Annotated in this window: 22 protein-coding genes and 1 riboswitch; of the genes, 11 read left to right on the forward strand and 11 right to left on the reverse strand. The window is 34.1% G+C overall.

The features are described from left to right. Positions 1–15: 15 nt before the first annotated feature. Both JFT89_RS27455 and JFT89_RS27460 read left to right on the forward strand, forming a co-directional pair. Positions 16–576, forward strand: coding sequence for a L,D-transpeptidase (locus JFT89_RS27455; RefSeq protein ID WP_002067076.1), 561 nt, complete (start codon positions 16–18; stop codon positions 574–576). A 64-nt stretch (positions 577–640) separates the two neighbouring features. Continuing rightward, a complete protein-coding gene (locus JFT89_RS27460) occupies positions 641–880 on the forward strand; it encodes a DUF3894 domain-containing protein (RefSeq protein WP_002088543.1) in 240 nt (79 codons plus the stop codon). Positions 881–970: 90 nt separating this feature from the next. Here JFT89_RS27460 and prli42 read toward each other — a convergent pair whose 3' ends face one another. Beyond that, entirely contained in the window at positions 971–1,063 is a 93-nt protein-coding gene (gene prli42, locus JFT89_RS27465) for a stressosome-associated protein Prli42 (protein WP_000549036.1), read from the reverse strand. Between the two features lie 188 nt (positions 1,064–1,251). On the opposite strand from prli42, the gene JFT89_RS27470 reads away from it, so the two are divergent. Both JFT89_RS27470 and JFT89_RS27475 read left to right on the forward strand, forming a co-directional pair. Further along, on the forward strand, positions 1,252–1,797 hold the full coding sequence (locus JFT89_RS27470) for a GNAT family N-acetyltransferase (RefSeq protein WP_002067077.1): 546 nt from the start codon (positions 1,252–1,254) through the stop codon (positions 1,795–1,797). 127 nt (positions 1,798–1,924) lie between these two features. Next, positions 1,925–3,043, forward strand: a complete 1,119-nt coding sequence (locus tag JFT89_RS27475; protein ID WP_002015107.1) for a tripeptidase T — start codon at positions 1,925–1,927, stop codon at positions 3,041–3,043. 47 nt (positions 3,044–3,090) lie between these two features. Here the strand turns inward: JFT89_RS27475 and JFT89_RS27480 are convergent, their stop codons facing one another. Next, positions 3,091–3,291 carry a hypothetical protein gene (locus JFT89_RS27480; RefSeq protein WP_002138267.1) on the reverse strand — a complete coding sequence of 67 codons (201 nt, stop codon included), beginning with the start codon at positions 3,289–3,291 and terminating at the stop codon, positions 3,091–3,093. A gap of 161 nt (positions 3,292–3,452) precedes the next feature. Here JFT89_RS27480 and JFT89_RS27485 point away from each other — a divergent pair, with 161 nt between their 5' ends. Next, a complete protein-coding gene (locus tag JFT89_RS27485) occupies positions 3,453–4,691 on the forward strand; it encodes a DNA polymerase IV (RefSeq protein ID WP_002067046.1) in 1,239 nt (412 codons plus the stop codon). 174 nt (positions 4,692–4,865) lie between these two features. Here the strand turns inward: JFT89_RS27485 and JFT89_RS27490 are convergent, their stop codons facing one another. The 8 genes from JFT89_RS27490 to JFT89_RS27525 all read right to left on the reverse strand — a co-directional run bounded on the left by JFT89_RS27490 (position 4,866) and on the right by JFT89_RS27525 (position 14,107). Further along, the gene (locus JFT89_RS27490; protein WP_016096135.1) at positions 4,866–5,567 is read right to left on the reverse strand and encodes an MgtC/SapB family protein; all 702 of its coding nucleotides are present in this window, start codon (positions 5,565–5,567) and stop codon (positions 4,866–4,868) included. 76 nt (positions 5,568–5,643) lie between these two features. Next, positions 5,644–8,349, reverse strand: coding sequence for a magnesium-translocating P-type ATPase (mgtA, locus tag JFT89_RS27495; RefSeq protein ID WP_201040922.1), 2,706 nt, complete (start codon positions 8,347–8,349; stop codon positions 5,644–5,646). Positions 8,350–8,680: 331 nt separating this feature from the next. After that, positions 8,681–8,848, reverse strand: a riboswitch (M-box (ykoK) riboswitch). Positions 8,849–9,395: 547 nt separating this feature from the next. Continuing rightward, a complete protein-coding gene (locus JFT89_RS27500; RefSeq protein ID WP_002067050.1) occupies positions 9,396–9,905 on the reverse strand; it encodes a hypothetical protein in 510 nt (169 codons plus the stop codon). A 12-nt stretch (positions 9,906–9,917) separates the two neighbouring features. Continuing rightward, complete coding sequence (locus JFT89_RS27505; protein WP_016096137.1) at positions 9,918–10,562, reverse strand: ATP-binding cassette domain-containing protein; 645 nt, start codon at positions 10,560–10,562, stop codon at positions 9,918–9,920. A gap of 282 nt (positions 10,563–10,844) precedes the next feature. Beyond that, positions 10,845–11,408: a hypothetical protein gene (locus JFT89_RS27510; protein WP_242488431.1), complete on the reverse strand. Its 564-nt coding sequence runs from the start codon at positions 11,406–11,408 to the stop codon at positions 10,845–10,847. A gap of 750 nt (positions 11,409–12,158) precedes the next feature. After that, positions 12,159–12,929 (reverse strand): hypothetical protein, encoded by a 771-nt coding sequence (locus JFT89_RS27515; RefSeq protein WP_242488432.1) that lies wholly within the window; start codon positions 12,927–12,929, stop codon positions 12,159–12,161. A 117-nt stretch (positions 12,930–13,046) separates the two neighbouring features. Continuing rightward, the gene (locus tag JFT89_RS27520) at positions 13,047–13,457 is read right to left on the reverse strand and encodes a hypothetical protein (RefSeq protein WP_002033980.1); all 411 of its coding nucleotides are present in this window, start codon (positions 13,455–13,457) and stop codon (positions 13,047–13,049) included. A gap of 398 nt (positions 13,458–13,855) precedes the next feature. Beyond that, on the reverse strand, positions 13,856–14,107 hold the full coding sequence (locus JFT89_RS27525) for a DUF3932 family protein (protein WP_002066984.1): 252 nt from the start codon (positions 14,105–14,107) through the stop codon (positions 13,856–13,858). 189 nt (positions 14,108–14,296) lie between these two features. Between JFT89_RS27525 and rnz the strand changes: the two genes are divergently transcribed. From rnz to sdaAA, 4 genes are all read left to right on the forward strand, one after another. After that, entirely contained in the window at positions 14,297–15,220 is a 924-nt protein-coding gene (rnz, locus tag JFT89_RS27530) for a ribonuclease Z (RefSeq protein WP_002066986.1), read from the forward strand. Between the two features lie 559 nt (positions 15,221–15,779). Continuing rightward, a complete protein-coding gene (locus tag JFT89_RS30420) occupies positions 15,780–15,917 on the forward strand; it encodes a hypothetical protein (RefSeq protein WP_002066987.1) in 138 nt (45 codons plus the stop codon). A gap of 45 nt (positions 15,918–15,962) precedes the next feature. Then, the gene (gene sdaAB / locus JFT89_RS27540; protein ID WP_002088527.1) at positions 15,963–16,622 is read left to right on the forward strand and encodes an L-serine ammonia-lyase, iron-sulfur-dependent subunit beta; all 660 of its coding nucleotides are present in this window, start codon (positions 15,963–15,965) and stop codon (positions 16,620–16,622) included. Between the two features lie 18 nt (positions 16,623–16,640). Continuing rightward, entirely contained in the window at positions 16,641–17,519 is an 879-nt protein-coding gene (gene sdaAA, locus JFT89_RS27545; protein ID WP_002033842.1) for an L-serine ammonia-lyase, iron-sulfur-dependent, subunit alpha, read from the forward strand. Positions 17,520–17,576: 57 nt separating this feature from the next. Here sdaAA and proI read toward each other — a convergent pair whose 3' ends face one another. Continuing rightward, positions 17,577–18,416: a pyrroline-5-carboxylate reductase ProI gene (proI, locus tag JFT89_RS27550; protein ID WP_002066991.1), complete on the reverse strand. Its 840-nt coding sequence runs from the start codon at positions 18,414–18,416 to the stop codon at positions 17,577–17,579. A gap of 165 nt (positions 18,417–18,581) precedes the next feature. On the opposite strand from proI, the gene JFT89_RS27555 reads away from it, so the two are divergent. After that, entirely contained in the window at positions 18,582–19,535 is a 954-nt protein-coding gene (locus tag JFT89_RS27555) for an MBL fold metallo-hydrolase (RefSeq protein ID WP_002014957.1), read from the forward strand. 9 nt (positions 19,536–19,544) lie between these two features. After that, on the forward strand, positions 19,545–20,339 hold the full coding sequence (locus tag JFT89_RS27560) for an SDR family oxidoreductase (protein WP_002129013.1): 795 nt from the start codon (positions 19,545–19,547) through the stop codon (positions 20,337–20,339). Positions 20,340–20,359: the final 20 nt, after the last annotated feature.

Genomic DNA, 20,359 nt, shown 5'->3' on the forward strand with positions numbered 1-20,359 from the left:
AGGTAGGAACTATATATGCCGTATCTTCTTTCTTTAGTATTATGTCTTTCTCTATCACCGATCTGGCCTCTTGGTGATAACCCACGTGCTGGAGATCCTTTTATAATTGTAAATAAAGCAACGAATAAACTAGCTTACATCGATGATGGGAAGATCCAAAAGGTTTTTCCAGTAGCGACAGGGAAAACAAATGAATTAACCCCAGAAGGAACCTTTGACATTGTATTGAAGGCGAAGGATCCCTATTATATTGCGAAGGATATTCCTGGGGGCTCTCCAAAAAATCCACTTGGATCGAGGTGGATGGGATTTAATGCAAGAGGAACGGATGGAAGTAAGTATGGGATACACGGGACAAACCAGCCTAGTTCAATTGGAAAATATATTTCGCAAGGATGTATAAGAATGAAGAAACATGATGTGGAATATTTGTTTGATCGTATTCCAATTGGAACGAAAGTATCGATTGTGAAATCGAAAAAAACATTTCAGCAATTGGCGAAGGAAAAAGGGGCCATAGTATTTGGAAAGGTCAACGAAACGGTTGGCTTTTTCTTTTATTATAAGTTGTCTTGACATGTGTACATAACCATGCGTTAATGAGAATATATAAAGATAATTGAGTAAAGGGGTTGCTCATATGTATTTAAATCCAAAAATTTCTTACATGCAGTTTTGTGTTGGTTTTCTATTTGTTATTACATTCATATTGGCAACTTTTAATATATGTTCTTACGTTGTAGCGATTGTATTTATGGCATTACTCAATCTTACTTTTGTTATTGGGGCATTTCAGCAGAAACAATATACAAGTTTTGTAATAGCACTTGTAATGGCCTTTTCCTTTAGCATTGTAGCAATTGTAATATATATAAAATAAAATATTCATTACAAGATAGACTATCTCGATTTCGAGATGGTCTATTTTGTATGTGTAAGCAGTAAAAAAAGGACGAGTGAATCGTCCTTTTTACCAAAACATACTTGCGCCAGTAAGTAATGTTGTTACAAGCATAGAAATTAGCATTATATAAACCATAATTTTTTGAGCTTTTTTATGCATCGTTAAACCTCCTTGCAAATCAGTACAATTTCATTGTAACGAGAAATGAAATTGTGGACAAGGGGAGAGAAAGGACAAAATTCGGGAAGGGGGTGCAAAATATTACAGGAAATTTGAGCATACGTAGAGAATATGTTAAAAGATAGATTATTAATTTTTTGTTATGCAAGCTGAAGAATGGAGATACAATGATGAAAATATACGAGACAAATCGTTTACATTTAAGAGAAATTGATGAGTCGTATGCGGAAAAAGTTCTTCAATATTACGACAAAAATCGTGAATTTTTAAAAGCGTGGGAAGAGTATAGACCGGAGGGGTTTTTCACGTTAGATTATCAAAAGAAAAAGTTACAAAAGGATAGAAAAGAGTTCGCGGAAGGCAAGATTATCAGGCTTTGGATTTTTAAAAAGGGTGATGATACAAAAATTATTGGATGTATTTCATTTAATCTAATTGTTCGCGGAATTTATCAATCTTGTGTACTCGGTTATAAATTAGATAAGGAAGAATTGAATAAAGGTTACACAACAGAAGCGCTTAGAAAAGCAATTCAAGTTACCTTTGAAGAATTTCATTTACATCGTATAGAAGCACCAATTATGCCACGAAATTTAGCATCTATACAAGTAGTGACGAAGATAGGATTTCAATATGAAGGTGTATCTCGAAAAATGCTAATGGTAAATGGCATCTGGGAAGATCATATGCGCTGGGTATTGTTAAACGAGTAATAGAAGGCAGATGGGTATCTAGATGTGTTAACCATCTGTTTTTTGTCTTGTATTTCGAAACTTTTGCGAAATTCTGTTATAATTAATGTTGTTACATACATAATGGTAGTGCAGGAGGCGCAGTCTTATGATTAATCAAGAACGTTTAGTAAATGAATTTATGGAGTTAGTACAAGTAGATTCTGAAACGAAATTTGAAGCAGAAATTTGCAAAGTGTTAACAGAGAAATTTACTGCTTTAGGTGTAGAAGTATTTGAGGATGACACGATGGGTGTGACTGGTCATGGTGCAGGTAACTTAATTTGTACTTTACCAGCAACAAAAGACGGTGTTGATACAATTTATTTCACTTCTCATATGGATACAGTAGTTCCTGGTAATGGAATTAAGCCTTCTATTAAAGATGGATATATCGTATCAGATGGTACTACAATTTTAGGAGCCGATGACAAAGCTGGATTAGCATCTATGTTTGAAGCGATTCGTGTCTTAAAAGAGAAAAACATTCCTCATGGTAAAATTGAATTTATTATTACAGTTGGAGAAGAATCTGGTCTTATTGGCGCAAAAGCGTTAGACCGCGAGCGCATTACAGCAAAATATGGTTATGCATTAGATAGTGATGGAAAAGTTGGTGAAATTGTAGTTGCAGCGCCAACACAAGCGAAAGTGAATGCGATTATTCGCGGGAAAACAGCTCATGCTGGCGTAGCACCAGAAAAAGGTGTATCTGCAATTACTATCGCAGCAAAAGCAATCGCAAAGATGCCACTTGGTCGTATCGATTCTGAAACAACTGCAAATATTGGACGTTTTGAAGGTGGTACACAAACAAATATCGTTTGCGATCATGTTCAAATCTTTGCAGAAGCTCGTTCTTTAATAAATGAGAAAATGGAAGCACAAGTTGCAAAAATGAAAGAAGCATTTGAAACAACTGCAAAAGAAATGGGTGGTCATGCAGACGTTGAAGTAAACGTTATGTATCCAGGATTTAAGTTTGCTGCTGGCGATCACGTTGTAGAAGTTGCGAAACGTGCAGCTGAAAACATTGGTCGTACGCCTTCTCTTCACCAAAGTGGTGGTGGAAGTGATGCGAACGTAATCGCAGGACATGGTATCCCAACAGTTAACTTAGCAGTTGGTTATGAAGAAATTCATACAACAAATGAAAAAATTCCTGTTGAAGAATTAGCGAAAACAGCAGAATTAGTTGTAGCTATTATCGAAGAAGTAGCGAAGTAAGTAATAAAAAAAGACGTGTGAACCAATTATGGTTTACACGTCTTTTTTTATTTTGATTCAATTGCTTTCACAAGGCGGATAAGCCAATATAGGAAAATCCATGGCAGTATATAGGTTGTTACGATACTTAGTAAACGTGGAAGGAGCCCTGCTACGTTTATATCAAAAATAGGAAGTAATAAATAATTAATTAAGAGGACTAATATAATAATGAGAAATGTATAGTTGAGTTTACTATTTGATTTCACAATAGATCACTCCTTTTACAATAATATCCATTTTTTATATAAAGTATAGCAAAAATAAGGATAAGAAAAAAGAATAAGGATAAAAAGAATAAGTAATTATTATATTGTACATGAATTTGATATAATGAAAGAACAAATGTTCTTTGGAAGGGGTGAGTATAATGCGAGAAATGTATCCGAAAAATGGACGTGTTATTTTACATGTAGATATGAATTGTTTTTTCGCATCTGTTGAAATTGCTCATGACCCAACATTACAAGGAAAGCCATTAGCGATTGCGGGGAATGAAAAAGAGAGAAAAGGGATTATCATAACATGTAGTTATGAGGCGAGAGAATATGGAATACGTACGACGATGCCTCTATGGGAAGCGAAGCGATTATGCCCGCAATTAGTTGTGAGGCACCCTAATTTTACATTATATCGAGAAGCTTCATTTCAAATGTTTCAAATTCTTTCCCGTTTTACAGAAAAAATACAACCGTTTTCTATAGATGAAGGGTATTTAGATATTACAGATTGCTATGCGCTCGGTTCGCCTCTTGAAATAGCGAAGATGATTCAACAAGCGTTACTAACAGAGTTACAGCTTCCATGTAGCATTGGGATTGCCCCAAACCTTTTCCTAGCAAAGACTGCTTCAGATATGAAAAAACCTCTTGGAATTACAGTACTTCGAAAACGTGATATCCCAGAAATTATTTGGCCACGATCAGTTGCAGAGATGCATGGAATCGGAGAGAAAACAGCTGAAAAACTAAAAGACATTCATATACATACAATTGAACAGTTAGCAAAAGGAGACGAGCATATCATTCGCGCTAAAATTGGAAAGCACGGTGTTGATTTACAAAAACGTGCAAAAGGTATGGATGACAGGGAAGTTGATCCGAATCAAATGGGAGAACATAAAAGCGTTGGAAATTCGATGACTTTCTCAAAGGATATGGACGAAGAAAAAGAATTACTTGATATGTTAGAAAGATTATCGAAATCAGTAAGCAAAAGGCTACAAAAACGAACTCTCGTTAGTTATAACATTCAAATTATGATTAAATACCATGATCGTCGCACGGTAACACGGAGTAAACAATTGAAAAATGCAATATGGGAAGAACGGGTTATTTTCCAAGCAGCATCACGTTTATGGAAGCAACACTGGGATGGTGATTCTGTTCGTCTGTTAGGTGTTACAGCTACTGAATTAGAGTGGAAGACAGAATCAGTGAAACAGTTAGATTTGTTTTCATTCGAAGAAGATGCGAAAGAAGAGCCGTTACTTGCTGTTATTGATCAAATTAATGAAAAGTATGGAACACCTCTTTTACAGAGAGGTAGTCAATTATTGCGTAAGCAAGAAAAGTCGTTTCAGCAAAAATTAGAAAATAAGTTTATGTAGAAGGTTTTAGAGATTTAAACCCTTCTTTTTTAGCCCCATACTAAGTTGAAACAAAAAGATTGAATGAGTATGGATTACTTTTAGTTATTCCTAGCAGTTGCTAATAACTTGAAAATAAAACAGAAGGTGTCATGAATATTAAACCTTCTGTTTTATTCATGACACCTTTATGATTTAACTTGCTTCTAAGTCTAGTGTTGTCTTCCACCCCGCGGCAGTAACACCAGATTCTAAAAGCATTCTACTTACTATTTTTTCAATTAAGACAGCTGCATTTGTATTGCAATGTAATGTAGCTTGTATACATACTTTTTGGTTAGAATCAACGTCTTCACTGTACAATTCTTTTAAACCGATACCTTCAGAACTTACCATGTGCATGAGAAGAAAACGAATATGTGCTTCATTTTCTTCTGAACAAGTAAGAGAAAGTAAGTAGTTTGTTTGCTCGGGTAAATCTTCTTTTGATTTATTATTCATAAATAGAGCGATTGGGCGTAGTAGTATATTTGCTAGTAAGACGCCGGCTGCACCTAGCATAGCTGCAACGAGGAAGCCAGCACCTGTAAGAGTACCAACAGCAGCTGCACACCATAAAGTTGCCGCTGTATTTAACCCTCTAATACTAAAACCGTCACGAATAATAACACCGCCTCCTAAAAAGCCAATACCACTAACAACTTGAGCGGCGATGCGTGATGGACTAGCATCATGATCAAGCATGACGGATAATAAAACAAATATACAGGCGCCAAGTGACACGAGAGCATTTGTCCGCAAACCAGCCATTCGATGTCTCCATTGTCTTTCCATTCCGATGCAAGCTCCTACAATAATTGCTATAAATAACCTTAATACGATGTCATACCATATCATCATGGTCACCTCCATACATATAAGTACATGTTATATTTTTTGAGAATGAGTGAGAGATACCCACTCATTCTCATTTTTACAACCAGCTATGGAATTTTTTAATATAAAGCTTTTTCAGGAATTGTGTTAAGAAAGCATAACCTAATAATATTCCTATGAGCCACGGGAAGTAGCTTAGTGGTAATGCTTGTAAACCAATTGCTGCACCAAGTGGTGAGAATGGAATGTAAATTCCGATTGCCATAATACAAGCGGTTAATACAAGAACTGGTATTGATGCTGCGCTTTGAATGAACGGAATTTTCTGTGTTCTAATCATGTGGACAATTAATGTTTGAGTTAGCAACCCAACGACAAACCAACCAGATTGGAATAGCGATTGTTCTCCAGGTGTATTTGCACCGAACACATTCCACATGACAACGAATGTGATAATATCGAATATAGAGCTAATTGGACCGATGCAAATAATGAAGTTACGCAAGTTTGCAGTATCCCATTTTCTAGGCTTCTCTAGAAATTCCTTATCCATTTTATCCCATGGAATTGAAAGCTGTGAAATATCATAAAGTAAGTTTTGAATTAAGAGATGAATTGCAAGCATCGGTAAAAATGGAATGAAAGCACTTGCTATTAATACACTAAATACATTTCCGAAGTTAGAGCTCGCCGTCATTTTGATATATTTTAAAATATTGCCGAACGTAGTACGTCCCTCTAAAATACCTGCTTCTAATATAGTTAAACTTTTTTCGAGTAAAATAATATCGGAAGATTCTTTTGCGATATCGGTAGCGGTATCAACAGATATTCCAACGTCAGCTTCACGTAATGCCACGGCATCGTTAATGCCATCGCCCATGTAACCTACAGTATGACCATTACCTTGTAATACGTGAATAATACGAGATTTTTGCATTGGATTTAGTTTTGCGAACACTGTTGTTTTTTCTGCCAGTTTTGCTAATGCTTTATCTGGTAAAGAATCGATTTCGTAACCGAGGACAGGCTCTCCTATATTTAATCCAACGTCTTTACAAACCTTTCTTGTAACAATTTCGTTATCACCAGTTAAGATTTTCACTTGTACGCCGTGTTTTTGCAATGCTTGAATTGCAGAAGCAGCAGATGGTTTTGGTGGATCTAAAAAGCCGATATATCCAGTAAGGATCATAGCGGATTCATCTTGTACTGCATAAGCTTTATGATAAGGTTTGTTATCTTTCTTGTATGCTACAGCGATGACACGCATTCCTTCACTATTTAAAGTTTCGCTAAGATGTTTTACATTTGCTCTTATTTCTTCAGTGAGAGGGATAATTTGCCCATCAACTTCAGTGTAATTACAAATTGATAAAATTTCTTCTACGGCACCTTTACAAACCATTGTATGTTCACCTGAAATATCTTTCACGATGACAGACATACGACGACGAGCAAAATCGAATGGAATTTCATCTAGCTTTTGAAAAGCTGATGGATCAAATTTATGGTTTTCCTCTGTATGTTCAATAACAGCTTTATCTATTAAGTTTTTCAATCCCGTTTGATAGAAGCTATTTAAATAGGCAAAGTGTAATACACGATCGCATTCATTTCCGTTAGGATCTAAATGACGAACTAGGACAACTTTATCTTCTGTTAAAGTTCCAGTTTTATCTGTGCAAAGAATGTTCATAGCACCTAAGTTTTGAATAGAGTTGAGCTGTTTTACAATTACTTTTTGTTTAGACATGTTAACGGCACCTTTAGCTAAATTAGCAGTTACAATCATTGGCAGCATTTCAGGTGTAAGACCAACTGCAACAGCAATAGCAAAGAAAAAAGCTTCTTGCCAATCTCCTTTTGTGAATCCATTAATGAGAAGGACAATGGGTGCCATAATAAGCATGAATGTGATTAAGAGCCAACTTACTTTGTTTACGCCTTTATCAAAGCTTGTTTCTGCGCGTTTTCCGATAACCTTTTTTGCTAAAGAGCCGAAATACGTATCCGTACTAGTTGAAATAACAACAGCTTTAGCGCTACCGCTAACAATATTTGTACCCATAAAGCAAAGGTTTTCCATATCGAGCGGATTGTAATTTTTTTTCATGTTTTTCGGTAATATATGTTTATTTTCCGTATGGTAGCAGTTTTCGTATTTTTCTACAGGAAGTGCTTCCCCGGTTAAAGAAGACTGATTAACAAATAAATCTTTTGCGGATAAAATACGCACATCAGCTGGCACGATATCACCAGCTGAAAGTGAAATAATATCGCCAGGTACAAGTTCTTCAATTGGAATTTCTGTTGTGTAATTTCGATTTAAATTTGTTACGTTTTTTGTTTCGTGTAAAAATCCATCTATTCTAAAGACACTCGCAGTTGTTCGAACCATAGCCTTTAACTTATCCGCCGCTTTCTGAGAGCGGAATTCTTGTAGAAAGCGAATCGTTGCACTTAGCAGTACCATTACAGATACGACAATTGTTCCTTGTATATCATCTGTGAAAAAAGAGAGTGCTCCAAGAGCTAATAAAACAAAAATAAATGGATTTTTAAATGCCAGCAGAAATTGAATGTACCACGGCAATGTTTTATTATGAGCGATTTCGTTCGGACCATATAAAGAAAGTCTACGAGACGCTTCTTGTTTAGAGAGTCCATCTTGTGTTGTTTCTAAGAGTTTTAACGCAGAGTTTACATCCTGTGTTGCAACTTCCACTAATAATTCGTTATTTGCTTTCATGCTATCTTGATCGTAAGCATGCTTTGTTTCTTGTCTTTGTAAATTTAACATTGGTAGTTCCTCCTCTTTCATGAAGGAGGAAACAATCTGTTACTCGACTATTTAAAATTGGGAGGAACAGTTTCTTTCCTGCCTACATGGTGAAATATTAACGTAAAACATATGGGTATCTGGGCCGAATCATCACTTGCCACTGTTCCTCACCTCCGTACAATTAGTAGTTTCTGAATATGCTATGTTTGTTTCATAGTAAGGTGCATAAAGATATAAAAAAGACCTTTACTCAAAACGAGTAAAGGTCTGAATTCGTAGTCAAAAAGAGTCAACAACAAAGACTGTTAGTAAACATAGATAAAAACAGTTTTTGTGTATGACAAAACATACGCACCTCTCCCTCGTTGAGTTTTAGCACTGTATAGCATAGGTACTGAAACCAGCTACGTTAAGAAAGGCCTTCATTCCGACCTTTCCTGTTGACCCATTGGCGTCTCTCGACATTTTTGGGCAGCAGCGTTTCTCTATACAGGAGCCTCACCTAACAGAGACCATATTCAATTACATGTTGAATATTAGCACTGTAAATTTGTAGTGTCAATATCTTTTTAATCTGTTTTTTTGAAAAATTAAATAGATTTATAATGGATATATGGAATGGAGTGCGTTATGTTGTTTATAGATAATATGGGGAAATAAATGTTTTGTAAGAGGTGCATGTATAATGAAACCGCCAAATTTTATAATAAATATCTGAGAATCAGAAGTGGTTGTTTAATGAGCGAGAAGATTTATGTTCTCATGGAGAAATTTATTTAAACGTAGATGGAACGATTATTATACAAATGAGCATGGATGAGAGAGGCAAAAAAGTGTTTTTATACTTTTTTGCCTTAAAGGATTTGTTAAAATCTAAAATGCCAATAGAACCTCTTTCGGGGCTCTATTGGCATTTGTAGATTGATAACGTATATTTTTCATATTTGCACCACAGTAGGAATATTTTCTTTGTTTAATAGTAAGAGCAAGGTTATATATTACAAACCATCTAATGGAAAAGTTGATTTCATCTCATTCCAGAAATCAACAAGCAAATTAGGCTTTTAATTATTAGGTAAATCTAATATGTATTTTATTTTCTTACCATTTTTTTCGCCTAGATATACTAACTTCACCGGTGTACTAAGTGCAACACCCCAGCTTTCTCTCATTTTCATTGTTACAAGGCCTTTATGATTTTGTAAACTCTCCCATGAAACTATTGTTTTCCTTGTACTTTCATTAAACATTCCATTCGTCTTGTTAACACCTTTTAAAGGTGCTAATATATGCAAATCTGTAAAAATTGTTTGTTCCGTTTGCGTGTTATTTGTTGCCTCAATATCAAAAACATAATGAACTTCTTTATTTCCGTTATCAACAATTACTTGTTTCTTCTTGAAAGAATTAATGCTAAATTTAAATATATCTGTATTAAATGATTGACCTAGATTAATATTCTCTGATTTTACAATATAAGATCCATTTAAATTATTTACTACCTGATATCTCCAACATGCGCCTAATATAAAAAATGTACAAATGACCATAAAAACATATCGTTTTTTATTCATATCTTTCTCCCTCTACATCGCTGAAGATAGTGATACTTTACCATTTTCAACTAGGAATATTCTGTCTGCAATTAAATTTAATGTTTCGCTATCATGACTCGCGACTAATATAGTTGTACCTGTAGACTTTAAATCTAATAAGATTTTAGTTATATCCCTAATTCCATTTTCATCTAAAGCGTTTGTAGGCTCATCCAAAATTAATAACTTAGGATCTTCCATAATTGCTTGCGCTATACCCAATCTTTGTTTCATGCCAAGTGAATATTTTTTCACTTTTCTTTTATCTTCCGGATTTAATCCTACGAGCTCCATTGTTTCACTAATTGTTGTATCAGTTATTTTATTTTGAATAGAAGCTAATAGTTTTAAGTTTTTAAATCCTGTATAGTCTGGAATGAATCCTGGATATTCAATGATAATGCCTGTATTTTCAGGAAACGGATGATCAATACCAATTATTTTTCTATCTATTAATATTTCACCACTATCTATTTTCATCAATCCTAATAGAGCTCTAAAAAGCATTGTTTTACCGGAACCATTTCTCCCTTTAAAACCGTAAATCTTTCCCTTTTCTAATTCTAAATTAACATCATTTAAAATAATATTGCCTTTTAGCACTTTAGAAACATGCTTAGCTTCAATGTATATCATCAGAATCATCCTTTCTATTAACAAATTCAAATGTTTTCCCTACCCAATAACCACTTATCCATAGAAAAAAAGCGCACAAAAGAAAATAGGAAATAGAATATAGAAAATGTTCATTATTAACGTAAAATAAATTTTTACGAATTAACATACTATCGAACGGATTACATATAACCGGTATAAATATAGTCATGGTAATAATCACTGTAATCACTATATATGAAATAACACTTTTAAATTTAGTAGACACAATTAAATAAACCCAAACTAATAAGGAAGATGTTATTAGTTGTAAAGTAAAGCTTTTATAACAAAAATGGTTTCTTTTAAATGATTATAAATTTTAGGATTAATATTTTCTGTATATATCCCCCAGTTAAATTGATAAGAACAAAAAATACCTCCCCAGAAGAACACGGCAATATAAAATAATAAAGTTATACAAATAGTTAGTATACCTGTACTAATAAATTTGCTAAACAATACTTGATACCTAGACACTTTCCTTGCTAAAAGATACGGTGTCTGTTGTATAAAATCAGCTCTTACATAAGTACCTAATATAAAACAATAAGATAATTGTAATATAAGCCATGTTACTGGAAGCTGGAATCGCCCCATTTCAACTTCTTTAAAAGATATCCCTTTTAGTAATTCATATAAAACATCAAAAACCGTTATAGCATTTGAAGGTAGCTCTCTATACTGGGCTGATTGCTTTAATAAAAATGCCGCTCCCCCCACCAATGCACTATAAACAATAAATACTATTATCAATCTTAATTTCATAATATGAATGCTTAATATTAAATCCCTTTTTAATAATTTATAAAAAACACTATTATTCATCGTAATTAATCACTTCCGTTATATAAGTCCATCCGGTGTAAACAAATATTCAATATAGCAAATGAAATACTAATAATCCCTAACATAAAAGCCAATTTCATCAAGATTATATCTATTAGAAACCAATCTTTTTCTTGAAAAATCAAACCTTTTGACCAAAATAAAGAGAAATTATATTTTTTTCTAAAAACTGATCTATCGTAATAAGGAAGTAAATAGTAAAAATACAAATAGCTTTATTTTTAATGAAAAAAACTAGTATTTGTGCAAAAATACATATTGCTACAGTTACTAGCCATAACGATACTATAAAATATGTAATTACTAACCAACTTGAAGATGTGAGCAACCAAATCACTATTTTTTCTTTTACAATAAAAAAATTAATTCCTACAATTAACAGATAGATACTTGAATAGATGATTGTTAGACTTACAATTTTTATGATTAAATGAAAACAATATGATTGACGAGTTTTATGTCTAAAATACATATAAACATTCTTATCCGTATAATTAAATGAATAGAAAAAAGTAACAATAATGGAAGATAACTAAATAACACTATTTTCATATCTCTTGAAGTACTAAGAAATGAAAACAAAGAATCATTAGATAAAAAGTAAAATGATCTAATGAGGTGAATAGACACACCAACTATAAGAAATAAAATATTAATCACAAATAACCATCGTTTTTGAAACAACTCTAATAAATACATTTTCAAAAGGTTATAAAATAACATGTCGTTTTACTCCCTTAAAAACAAAACTATCGATAAAATAAAAATCCCTACCAACACTAAAATAGAGACAATAATATTTGCTCCATGATATATATGAGATTCAGATAAGAAATATATGGGAGCAAGAGGCGTAGCATAAAATAAATTAATTATCATTAAAAAGAGTTGTAATAAAAAAGCACTTAATAAAGTTATAAAAGTATGCTTTGCATAAAAGGATATACTAAGAGAAAACAAAGCAAATGCTCCACCGTAAATAAACGCGATAAATATATATAACAACATATGAATGAAAGGATTAGTAAAATATATACTAATAAAAAAGGTTGCTCGCTCATACATCCCTATATTGGAATTTAAAATTTCGTCAGGAGTTATATTTGGAAGAAACATAAATGATAAAAAAATGTTTAAAATCAATGGAATAATAACGACAATGCCACCGATAAGAAAGGTCTTACTAAACAGCTTAAGAAAATACATTTTATAATTACTTCTCATAATTACAAACAAAAAAGAACCATTTTTTTTATCTTCCTGAAAGATTGATGAACTAGGCAAACTTGCAATCACTGGAAGTATAAAGAAAAATAAAAAGGAAGGTGTTACAATACTATTAATTCCCATCCAAGTTGTATACGGAGTGAAGATAACGTCCCTTTTATCGGCTAGTGGAATTACATAATATAATATATATACACAAGATAAGGCCATTCCTAACATAAGCGAAAAATAAAAATTCCTATTAGTCATTCTTTCATTAAAATAAGTACCCATGTTTCACCTCTTAAAAATTCAAATATACTCCTCGTAACATTTAAAATATGTAATGTTACGAAGAAAGGCTTACAAGAATATAAAGTATTATATTTATAAGTTCATTTTTTTATATAATTATTTACGAATACTATCCGGGCTCCAAACACCGCTTGCTGTACCCTCAGCCCATCTTCGAGTATCAATTTTAACCTTGATACCAGAATTATATTTCTCAACTGCTAAATTGTATAAGAATTCTTCTTGACCATCACGCATTTTGTATGAATGACCATCCGAAACATCAGTACCATCTTTTAATGCAGCCCAGGCATTGAAATATCCATCTAATCCCGACATGTTGTCTACCCTCATATAATAAGCCGTTTTATTATATTTAGGTTGAGATGGTGTTTCATCATTAGGACTGTAAACACGATATACATTTGACCAGGGTCTATCTTCATGATTAGACTTTGCTGCTGCTGATGCTGCAAAGCTTGATAAGGCTATTCCTGCTGTTAAAGTTAGAACCGTTATTTTTTTCATTTATACTCCTCCTATTCTTTGACTTGTAAGCCCTTAAAAAATATAGCACACTAAATAAAATAATATATATAGATTTACTAATATTAATATTTCTTTAATATTAGCTATAACTTTTTAACAAATACCTTGTAAAACATATCATTACACAAAGTTTTTCAAGCAATAACAACTGTTTTACTTATAGATATTAAATAAAGAAAAGATATTTACAAAAAAGATACAATATAGTTGTTTCAATTGTGCTACAAGTAAAAGGATTATTTAATAAATCAAGTGAAAAGATAATTTTAGATGAATTTGATCGGAGTATGTATACAGATTTTTGGACAGAAGATGACTGGTTGTTAAATAAGTAAAAATAAAAAAAGCACTGTAATCAGTGCTTTTTTTATTTTAGATTACGAGATTGTAGCATTTTCAAAAATAACAATCTCTGAATTACTTGCTGTTGAAACACGTTGTGCGTAATATGTTAAAGCTGAAGAAATATATGTTGGTAACGAATCATTTGTATGTGTTGTTGTATATTCATGGATTAATTCTTTTAAAGTCGTCCATTCTAATTGTGCTGGGTGATCAGAAACGAAAGAACTTACCCAGCGATCAAATGAAGATGAAAAATCAGTTTGTAAACGAAATGCTTCTTTCATAATAAAACGCTCCCTTAAAATGTAGTATAATCATTTTAACACAAAACACGAACGAACACTAAGTTTTTTGATTATAATGTTCGTGTTATATAGTTGTCTAGATGATTGGTTATGTAAATTCGATTTGCCATTTGAAATAACATTCCGTAAGATGAAAGATAGATTATATAAAGAGCTGGAGGAAAGAAAGTGGAATTTGTATTTTTAGGAACTGGTGCAGGTGTTCCTTCGAAAGGAAGGAATGTTTCAGCAATTGCTCTGCAATTGCTAGAAGAACGAGGACAGACTTGGTTATTTGATTGTGGCGAGGCGACGCAACATCAAATATTACATACATCAGTACGTCCACGCCGCATTGAAAAAATATTTATTACGCATTTACATGGTGATCATATTTTTGGGTTGCCTGGTTTATTAGGAAGCCGTTCGTTTCAAGGAGGGACTACACCTTTAACAGTGTATGGACCAAAAGGAATTAAACAATTTATTGAAGTGGCATTATCAGTAAGTACGACACATGTTAAATATCCACTTGAAATCGTTGAGATTACGGAAGAAGGTATTGTGTTTGAGGATAATGAATTTTGTGTAGAAACAAAAAGGTTATCACATGGAATTGAATGTTTCGGATATCGAATTGTAGAGAAAGATATACAGGGAGCTCTTTTAGTGGATAAGTTACTGGGAATGGGTGTGAAACCTGGTCCAGTTTTTAAACGCTTAAAAGATGGTGAAGTAGTTGAATTAGAGAATGGCACAGTGTTAGATGGAAAAGATTTTATTGGCCCGCCTCAAAAAGGAAGAGTTATTACAATTTTAGGCGATACACGATATTGCGAAGCGAGTAGAGAGCTTGCGCAAGATGCTGACGTACTTGTTCATGAAGCAACTTTTGCGGCAGAAGATGAACAACAAGCGTATGATTATTTTCATTCCACATCTAAGCAAGCTGCGAGTATTGCAGTTCAGGCAAATGCAAAACGCTTAATATTGACTCATATTAGTTCTCGTTATCAAGGAGATACATATAAGGAATTATTGAAAGAGGCAAGAGAGCTATTTTCTAATACAGAAATAGCTACGGATTTAAAATCATTTCCAGTAGAAAGATAATAATGTTGTGAAAAAATGGTGACGATAGGTTGCCATTTTTTTATTTTTAAAAAAATAAAAATAAAACTGTTATCATTTTATTTTTATATAGGATGACACAGAAAGTTTTAATGATGTGAAGATATAGGGTAAAAATACATAATACCGATTATTTAGAAAAACTGTTATATAAGTCAGACGACATACGAGTGGTACAAGTAGCAAAAACGGATTTTTATTCAGAACTTTTAAAATTCATTAAAAGTAAGCGTTTTATTAAAAACAAGCTATAATGAGGGCAGATTATAATTTATTGTAGGCTACATGCGTTTTAGCCATTTGTCATAACAAGTGAAGTTGACTAAATCGTGAGAGAGCAACATGGAAATTATAATAGGAAGGATATTACTATTATTTGTACTAAGTCTTTTTTCACTTTTTAGCTTTAAAATATCAAAAGGTATGAAAGCAATGGGAGTTTCACTTGTTTATGCTATGCTTGTAAGGGGTTCTGTGTTAAACTTTGGATTGCTACCAGACTTTATTGTGGACTATCTTATATTATTTTTAAATGCAGGTAATGCTAAGTTTCTTATTTATTATTATAACTGGTATTATTTCAGGATATATTGCTTCACTGTTATTCAAAAACTATCCAATTCTTACAGCGGAACAAATTCGTGGTACGACTGGAACAGCAACCGATTCGGTAGCTTAATAGAATAGTAAATAATTTTTTCATAGAGGTTTAGGGGGAGTTATGATGAAGTATCGCTCAGTGTTTGATATTATTGGTCCGGTTATGATTGGTCCATCAAGTTCACATACAGCAGGCGCGGCAAGAATGGGGCAAGTTGCTCGTCAGCTGTTTCGTCATGAACCAGAGAGAGTTAGCATTTCATTATATGGTTCATTTGCAAAAACATACCGTGGTCACGGTACGGATGTAGCGCTAATCGGTGGAATACTAGGATTTGAAACAGATGATTTACGTATTCCAAGTGCGTTAGATATTGCAAAAGAACGCGGGATTGAAGTGGAATTCATTGAAGAAGATGCAAATGCTCCGCATCCAAATACAGCGAAAATTCGTCTGTATAAAGGTGAAGAGGAAATTGAAGTTGTTGCTTGCTCAATTGGTGGCGGTAAAATTGAAGTTGTAGAATTAAACGGATTCGATCTTCAATTAACAGGCACGAGTCCAGCACTACTTATTGTAAATAACGATCGCTTTGGTGCTATCGCAGCTGTAGCTTCAATCCTTGCTAAGCATGAGATTAACATAAGTACAATGAGTGTTTCTCGTAAAGAAAAAGGAAGAAGAGCGCTTATGGTCATTGAAACAGATGAATTATTAGCAGATGAAGTAATTGCGGAAATAAATGGGCAACAAAATATTTGTCAAGTAACTATTATGGATTAATTGCAGGGGGGACACACCATGTTTCGGAACGCAGCGGAACTAGTGGCGCAAGCTAAAGAGCAAAATGTAAAAATCGCAGAAATTATGATTCAATGTGAAATGCAAACAAGAAATATCTCACGTGAAGAAGTAATTGCTGGAATGGAAAAGAACTTAGTCGTGATGGAACAAGCAGTAGAACGCGGTATTCGTGGTGTAAAATCACCGACTGGTTTAACTGGCGGGGATGCTGTGAAAGTCCAAGCGTATATGCAGAGTGGAAAAGGCTTATCTGGAGATACGATTTTGGACGCAGTGAGTAAAGCTGTTGCGACAAATGAAGTAAATGCGGCGATGGGAATTATTTGTGCAACACCAACAGCAGGATCTGCTGGAACAGTGCCAGGTGTACTGTTTGCACTGCAAGAAAAATTACAGCCGACACGCGAAGAAATGATTGAATTTTTATTTACAGCAGGAGCTTTCGGTATGGTTGTTGCGAATAATGCTTGTATTTCTGGCGCGGCAGGAGGTTGCCAAGCTGAAGTAGGTTCAGCAAGTGGAATGGCAGCTGCAGCAGCAGTTGAGATGGCTGGTGGAACACAAGATCAAGCAGCTACAGCGATGGCGATTTCATTAAAGAATATGCTTGGTTTAGTATGTGATCCTGTTGCAGGGCTTGTAGAAGTACCTTGTGTAAAACGTAATGCAGCAGGAGCTGCGAATGCCATGATTTCAGCTGATTTATCATTAGCTGGTGTAACTAGTACAATTCCATGTGATGAAGTCATTGAGGCGATGTTTAGAATTGGACAAACGATGCCAGTAGCACTTCGTGAAACAGCAGAAGGTGGCCTTGCAGCAACACCGACAGGTCGTCGTTTGCAAGAAGAGATTTTTGGTAAGAGTAATAACTAAAAGCATAGCATATGATTAAAGTAAAAACGGAGCTCAAATAAAGTTGAGCTCCGTTTTTTATTTTTCTTTTGCTATTTCTTCTAATGTTTTTCCAAGATCGTGTGATCGTTTCGTTGCTTGTGTAATACATGAGATTAATGCTTGTTGAAAATTATGCTCCTTTAATACTTCAATACCTGCTTCAGTTGTTCCGCCAGGAGAAGTAATTTCTTTTCGCAAAATAGAAGGGTGTTTTTCGCTTGCTTTTAGCATTTCAGCAGAACCAATCATCGTCTGAAGAATAAGAGATTTTGCAACATCTTCTTTTAAACCAATTTTTTTTGCTGCCTCTTCCAGTGCCTCTACCACGTAATAAATATAAGCTGGTCCACTTCCAGATAATGCAGTGATAGCATGCATATCTTCTTCTTCTACAACAGAGACGAGACCAATCGTTTCAAATAAAGATGTTGCAGTGCGAATATGTTCCTCCGTTGTGTGTTCTGAAGGTGAGATAGCGGTAGCGGATTTTAAAATGGCTGCAGATGTATTTGGCATTGCACGAATAATCGGAACGTCTTTTTGAAGTAGGTTTCTAATTGAATGAGTAGAAACACCTGCTAATAACGAAATAATAAGCAAGTCATTATTTATGTATTCTTTAAGAGGAATAACCGCTTCTGCGACATCTTTTGGCTTCATAGCTAGAAAAAGAATATTTGCATCAGCAAGTAATTCCTTTTTATTATGTGTACCTTTGACACCGTATTTTTTATGTAACTCCTGTAATCTTGTCTCGTTAGAACGATTACTTACAGTGACGTGTTCTCCCTTAACGACATTTGCGTTTAATAAGCCACCAATAATCGCTTCGGCAATAGAGCCTGCACCGAGAAAGGAAATGTTTTGCATAGACATGATGTGCCTCCTTTAAATTTGGTTAGAAATACTTATAAATGTACATACATTCGTTTTTTTATGGAAAAGACCTCTTTTTATCTGAAAATAATGACAAATTTATAGGGAAGTTGTAAACTGAAGAGGTATTCATTTTTGAACCGGAAAAAGACAGGGGGGCTAAGCATGACGGCGATTCATCGAATGGAGATTCCTGTTCCATTTGCAGTTGAGACAGTGAATGTGTTTTTAGTTGAGGGAGAAACATTAACGTTAATTGATACAGGGACAAATACAGAAGAAGCAAAGAAAGCACTAGAAAGTCAATTAGGTGCATTAGGGTATAAGATAGAAGATATTGAAACGGTAGTGATTACGCATCACCATGCGGATCATTGCGGACTTTTAAATACATTTTCTGAAAAAGTAAAGATTATCGGACATCCTTGGAATGAACCGTGGATTACACAGAATGCTGAATTTTTAAAGAGGTATCATGAATTTTTTAAAGAGACAGCCTTGCAGTTCGGCGTTCCAGCAGTATTTCTGAATGGTGAGGCGTTATTGACGACGAAGACGCTTAAATATTCTTGTAATAGATCGTTAACACATACCGTGAGAGAGGGAGATCGTATAGATTCGTTACCTGGATTTACAGTGATTGAAACCCCGGGTCATGCTTCCACTCATATTTCATTATATAGAGAATCTGATGGAATATTAATTGGTGGGGATGCTCTCATTAGTCATATTTCTTCAAATCCAATATTAGAACCACCATATGAAGGGCAAACAGAAAGAGCGCATCCTTTATTGCAGTACAATCAAACGTTAAAACGTTTAAGTGAAATGAATATTTCACGGATTTTATCAGGGCATGGGGAAGATGTTCTGAATGTGAAACAACTTATTGAAACAAGATTACAAAAGCAAGAGACACGTGCTTTTAAAGTGCTTGAACTATTAAAGGAAAAGCCAATGACAGCATTTGAAGTGTGTGTAAAACTATTTCCGGTATTATATAAAGAGCAATTGCCACTTACTATCTCAGAAACTGTTGGACAATTAGACTTTTTAGCATATAATCAACAAGTGATGATTGATGAATCTTCACAACAATTGATTTATTATGCAAAGTAGGTGACAGCAATGACGGGACGTTTACAAGAAAAAGTAATCGTCATTACAGGTGCTTCTAGTGGTATTGGAGAGCAAGTTGCAATGCAGGTTGCAGAGCAAGGGGCGACGCCGGTATTAATGGCTCGAACAGAAGAGAAGCTACAAGCATTAGCAGACAAAATTAAAGTAACTTATAATACGCCTTGCTATTACTATGTATTAGATGTAAGTGAAGAAACGAAAGTACAATCTGTTTTTTCAAAGGTATTACAAGAAGTAGGACGTATTGATATATTGGTAAATAATGCTGGGTTTGGTATTTTTAAAACGTTTGAAGATGCTTCAATGGATGAAGTAAAGGATATGTTTCAAGTAAATGTATTTGGATTAGTAGCTTGTACGAAAGCGGTATTACCTAATATGGTAAAAAGGAACGAAGGACAAATTATTAATATTGCTTCATTGGCTGGAAAAATTGCAACTCCGAAGTCGAGTGCTTATGCAGCAACAAAACACGCTGTATTAGGATTTACGAATAGTTTACGTATGGAGTTATCTAACACAAATGTATATGTAACAGCAATTAACCCAGGACCGATAGAAACGAACTTTTTTGAAATAGCCGATCAATCAGGTACATATGTGAAAAATATGGGACGTTACATGTTAAAACCAACATATGTAGCAGAACAAATCGTAAAGGCGATGCAAACGAAAAAACGTGAAGTAAACTTGCCGAAGTGGATGGGAATGGGGCCAAAGCTCTACGCATTATTCCCAGGTTTATTTGAACGCGTTGCAGGCAAATCATTAAGTAAAAAATAGGAGATTTCCATATGGAAATC

It is taken from the genome of Bacillus sp. TH25 (assembly GCF_016650935.1).
Lineage (GTDB): Bacteria > Bacillota > Bacilli > Bacillales > Bacillaceae_G > Bacillus_A > Bacillus_A mycoides.

Coding starts and splice junctions, on each gene's coding strand:
- sdaAA (WP_002033842.1), top strand. CDS start 16,641: ATGTTTCGGAACGCAGCGGAACTAGTGGCGCAAGCTAAAGAGCAAAAT.
- JFT89_RS27555 (WP_002014957.1), top strand. CDS start 18,582: ATGACGGCGATTCATCGAATGGAGATTCCTGTTCCATTTGCAGTTGAG.
- JFT89_RS27510 (WP_242488431.1), bottom strand. CDS start 11,408: ATGAATAATAGTGTTTTTTATAAATTATTAAAAAGGGATTTAATATTA.
- JFT89_RS27485 (WP_002067046.1), top strand. CDS start 3,453: ATGCGAGAAATGTATCCGAAAAATGGACGTGTTATTTTACATGTAGAT.
- JFT89_RS27505 (WP_016096137.1), bottom strand. CDS start 10,562: ATGATATACATTGAAGCTAAGCATGTTTCTAAAGTGCTAAAAGGCAAT.
- JFT89_RS27475 (WP_002015107.1), top strand. CDS start 1,925: ATGATTAATCAAGAACGTTTAGTAAATGAATTTATGGAGTTAGTACAA.
- proI (WP_002066991.1), bottom strand. CDS start 18,416: ATGTCTATGCAAAACATTTCCTTTCTCGGTGCAGGCTCTATTGCCGAA.
- JFT89_RS27470 (WP_002067077.1), top strand. CDS start 1,252: ATGATGAAAATATACGAGACAAATCGTTTACATTTAAGAGAAATTGAT.
- sdaAB (WP_002088527.1), top strand. CDS start 15,963: ATGAAGTATCGCTCAGTGTTTGATATTATTGGTCCGGTTATGATTGGT.
- mgtA (WP_201040922.1), bottom strand. CDS start 8,349: ATGTTAAATTTACAAAGACAAGAAACAAAGCATGCTTACGATCAAGAT.
- JFT89_RS27455 (WP_002067076.1), top strand. CDS start 16: ATGCCGTATCTTCTTTCTTTAGTATTATGTCTTTCTCTATCACCGATC.
- JFT89_RS30420 (WP_002066987.1), top strand. CDS start 15,780: ATGCTAAGTTTCTTATTTATTATTATAACTGGTATTATTTCAGGATAT.
- JFT89_RS27490 (WP_016096135.1), bottom strand. CDS start 5,567: ATGATATGGTATGACATCGTATTAAGGTTATTTATAGCAATTATTGTA.
- JFT89_RS27560 (WP_002129013.1), top strand. CDS start 19,545: ATGACGGGACGTTTACAAGAAAAAGTAATCGTCATTACAGGTGCTTCT.
- JFT89_RS27460 (WP_002088543.1), top strand. CDS start 641: ATGTATTTAAATCCAAAAATTTCTTACATGCAGTTTTGTGTTGGTTTT.
- prli42 (WP_000549036.1), bottom strand. CDS start 1,063: ATGCATAAAAAAGCTCAAAAAATTATGGTTTATATAATGCTAATTTCT.
- JFT89_RS27525 (WP_002066984.1), bottom strand. CDS start 14,107: ATGAAAGAAGCATTTCGTTTACAAACTGATTTTTCATCTTCATTTGAT.
- JFT89_RS27500 (WP_002067050.1), bottom strand. CDS start 9,905: ATGAATAAAAAACGATATGTTTTTATGGTCATTTGTACATTTTTTATA.
- JFT89_RS27520 (WP_002033980.1), bottom strand. CDS start 13,457: ATGAAAAAAATAACGGTTCTAACTTTAACAGCAGGAATAGCCTTATCA.
- JFT89_RS27515 (WP_242488432.1), bottom strand. CDS start 12,929: ATGGGTACTTATTTTAATGAAAGAATGACTAATAGGAATTTTTATTTT.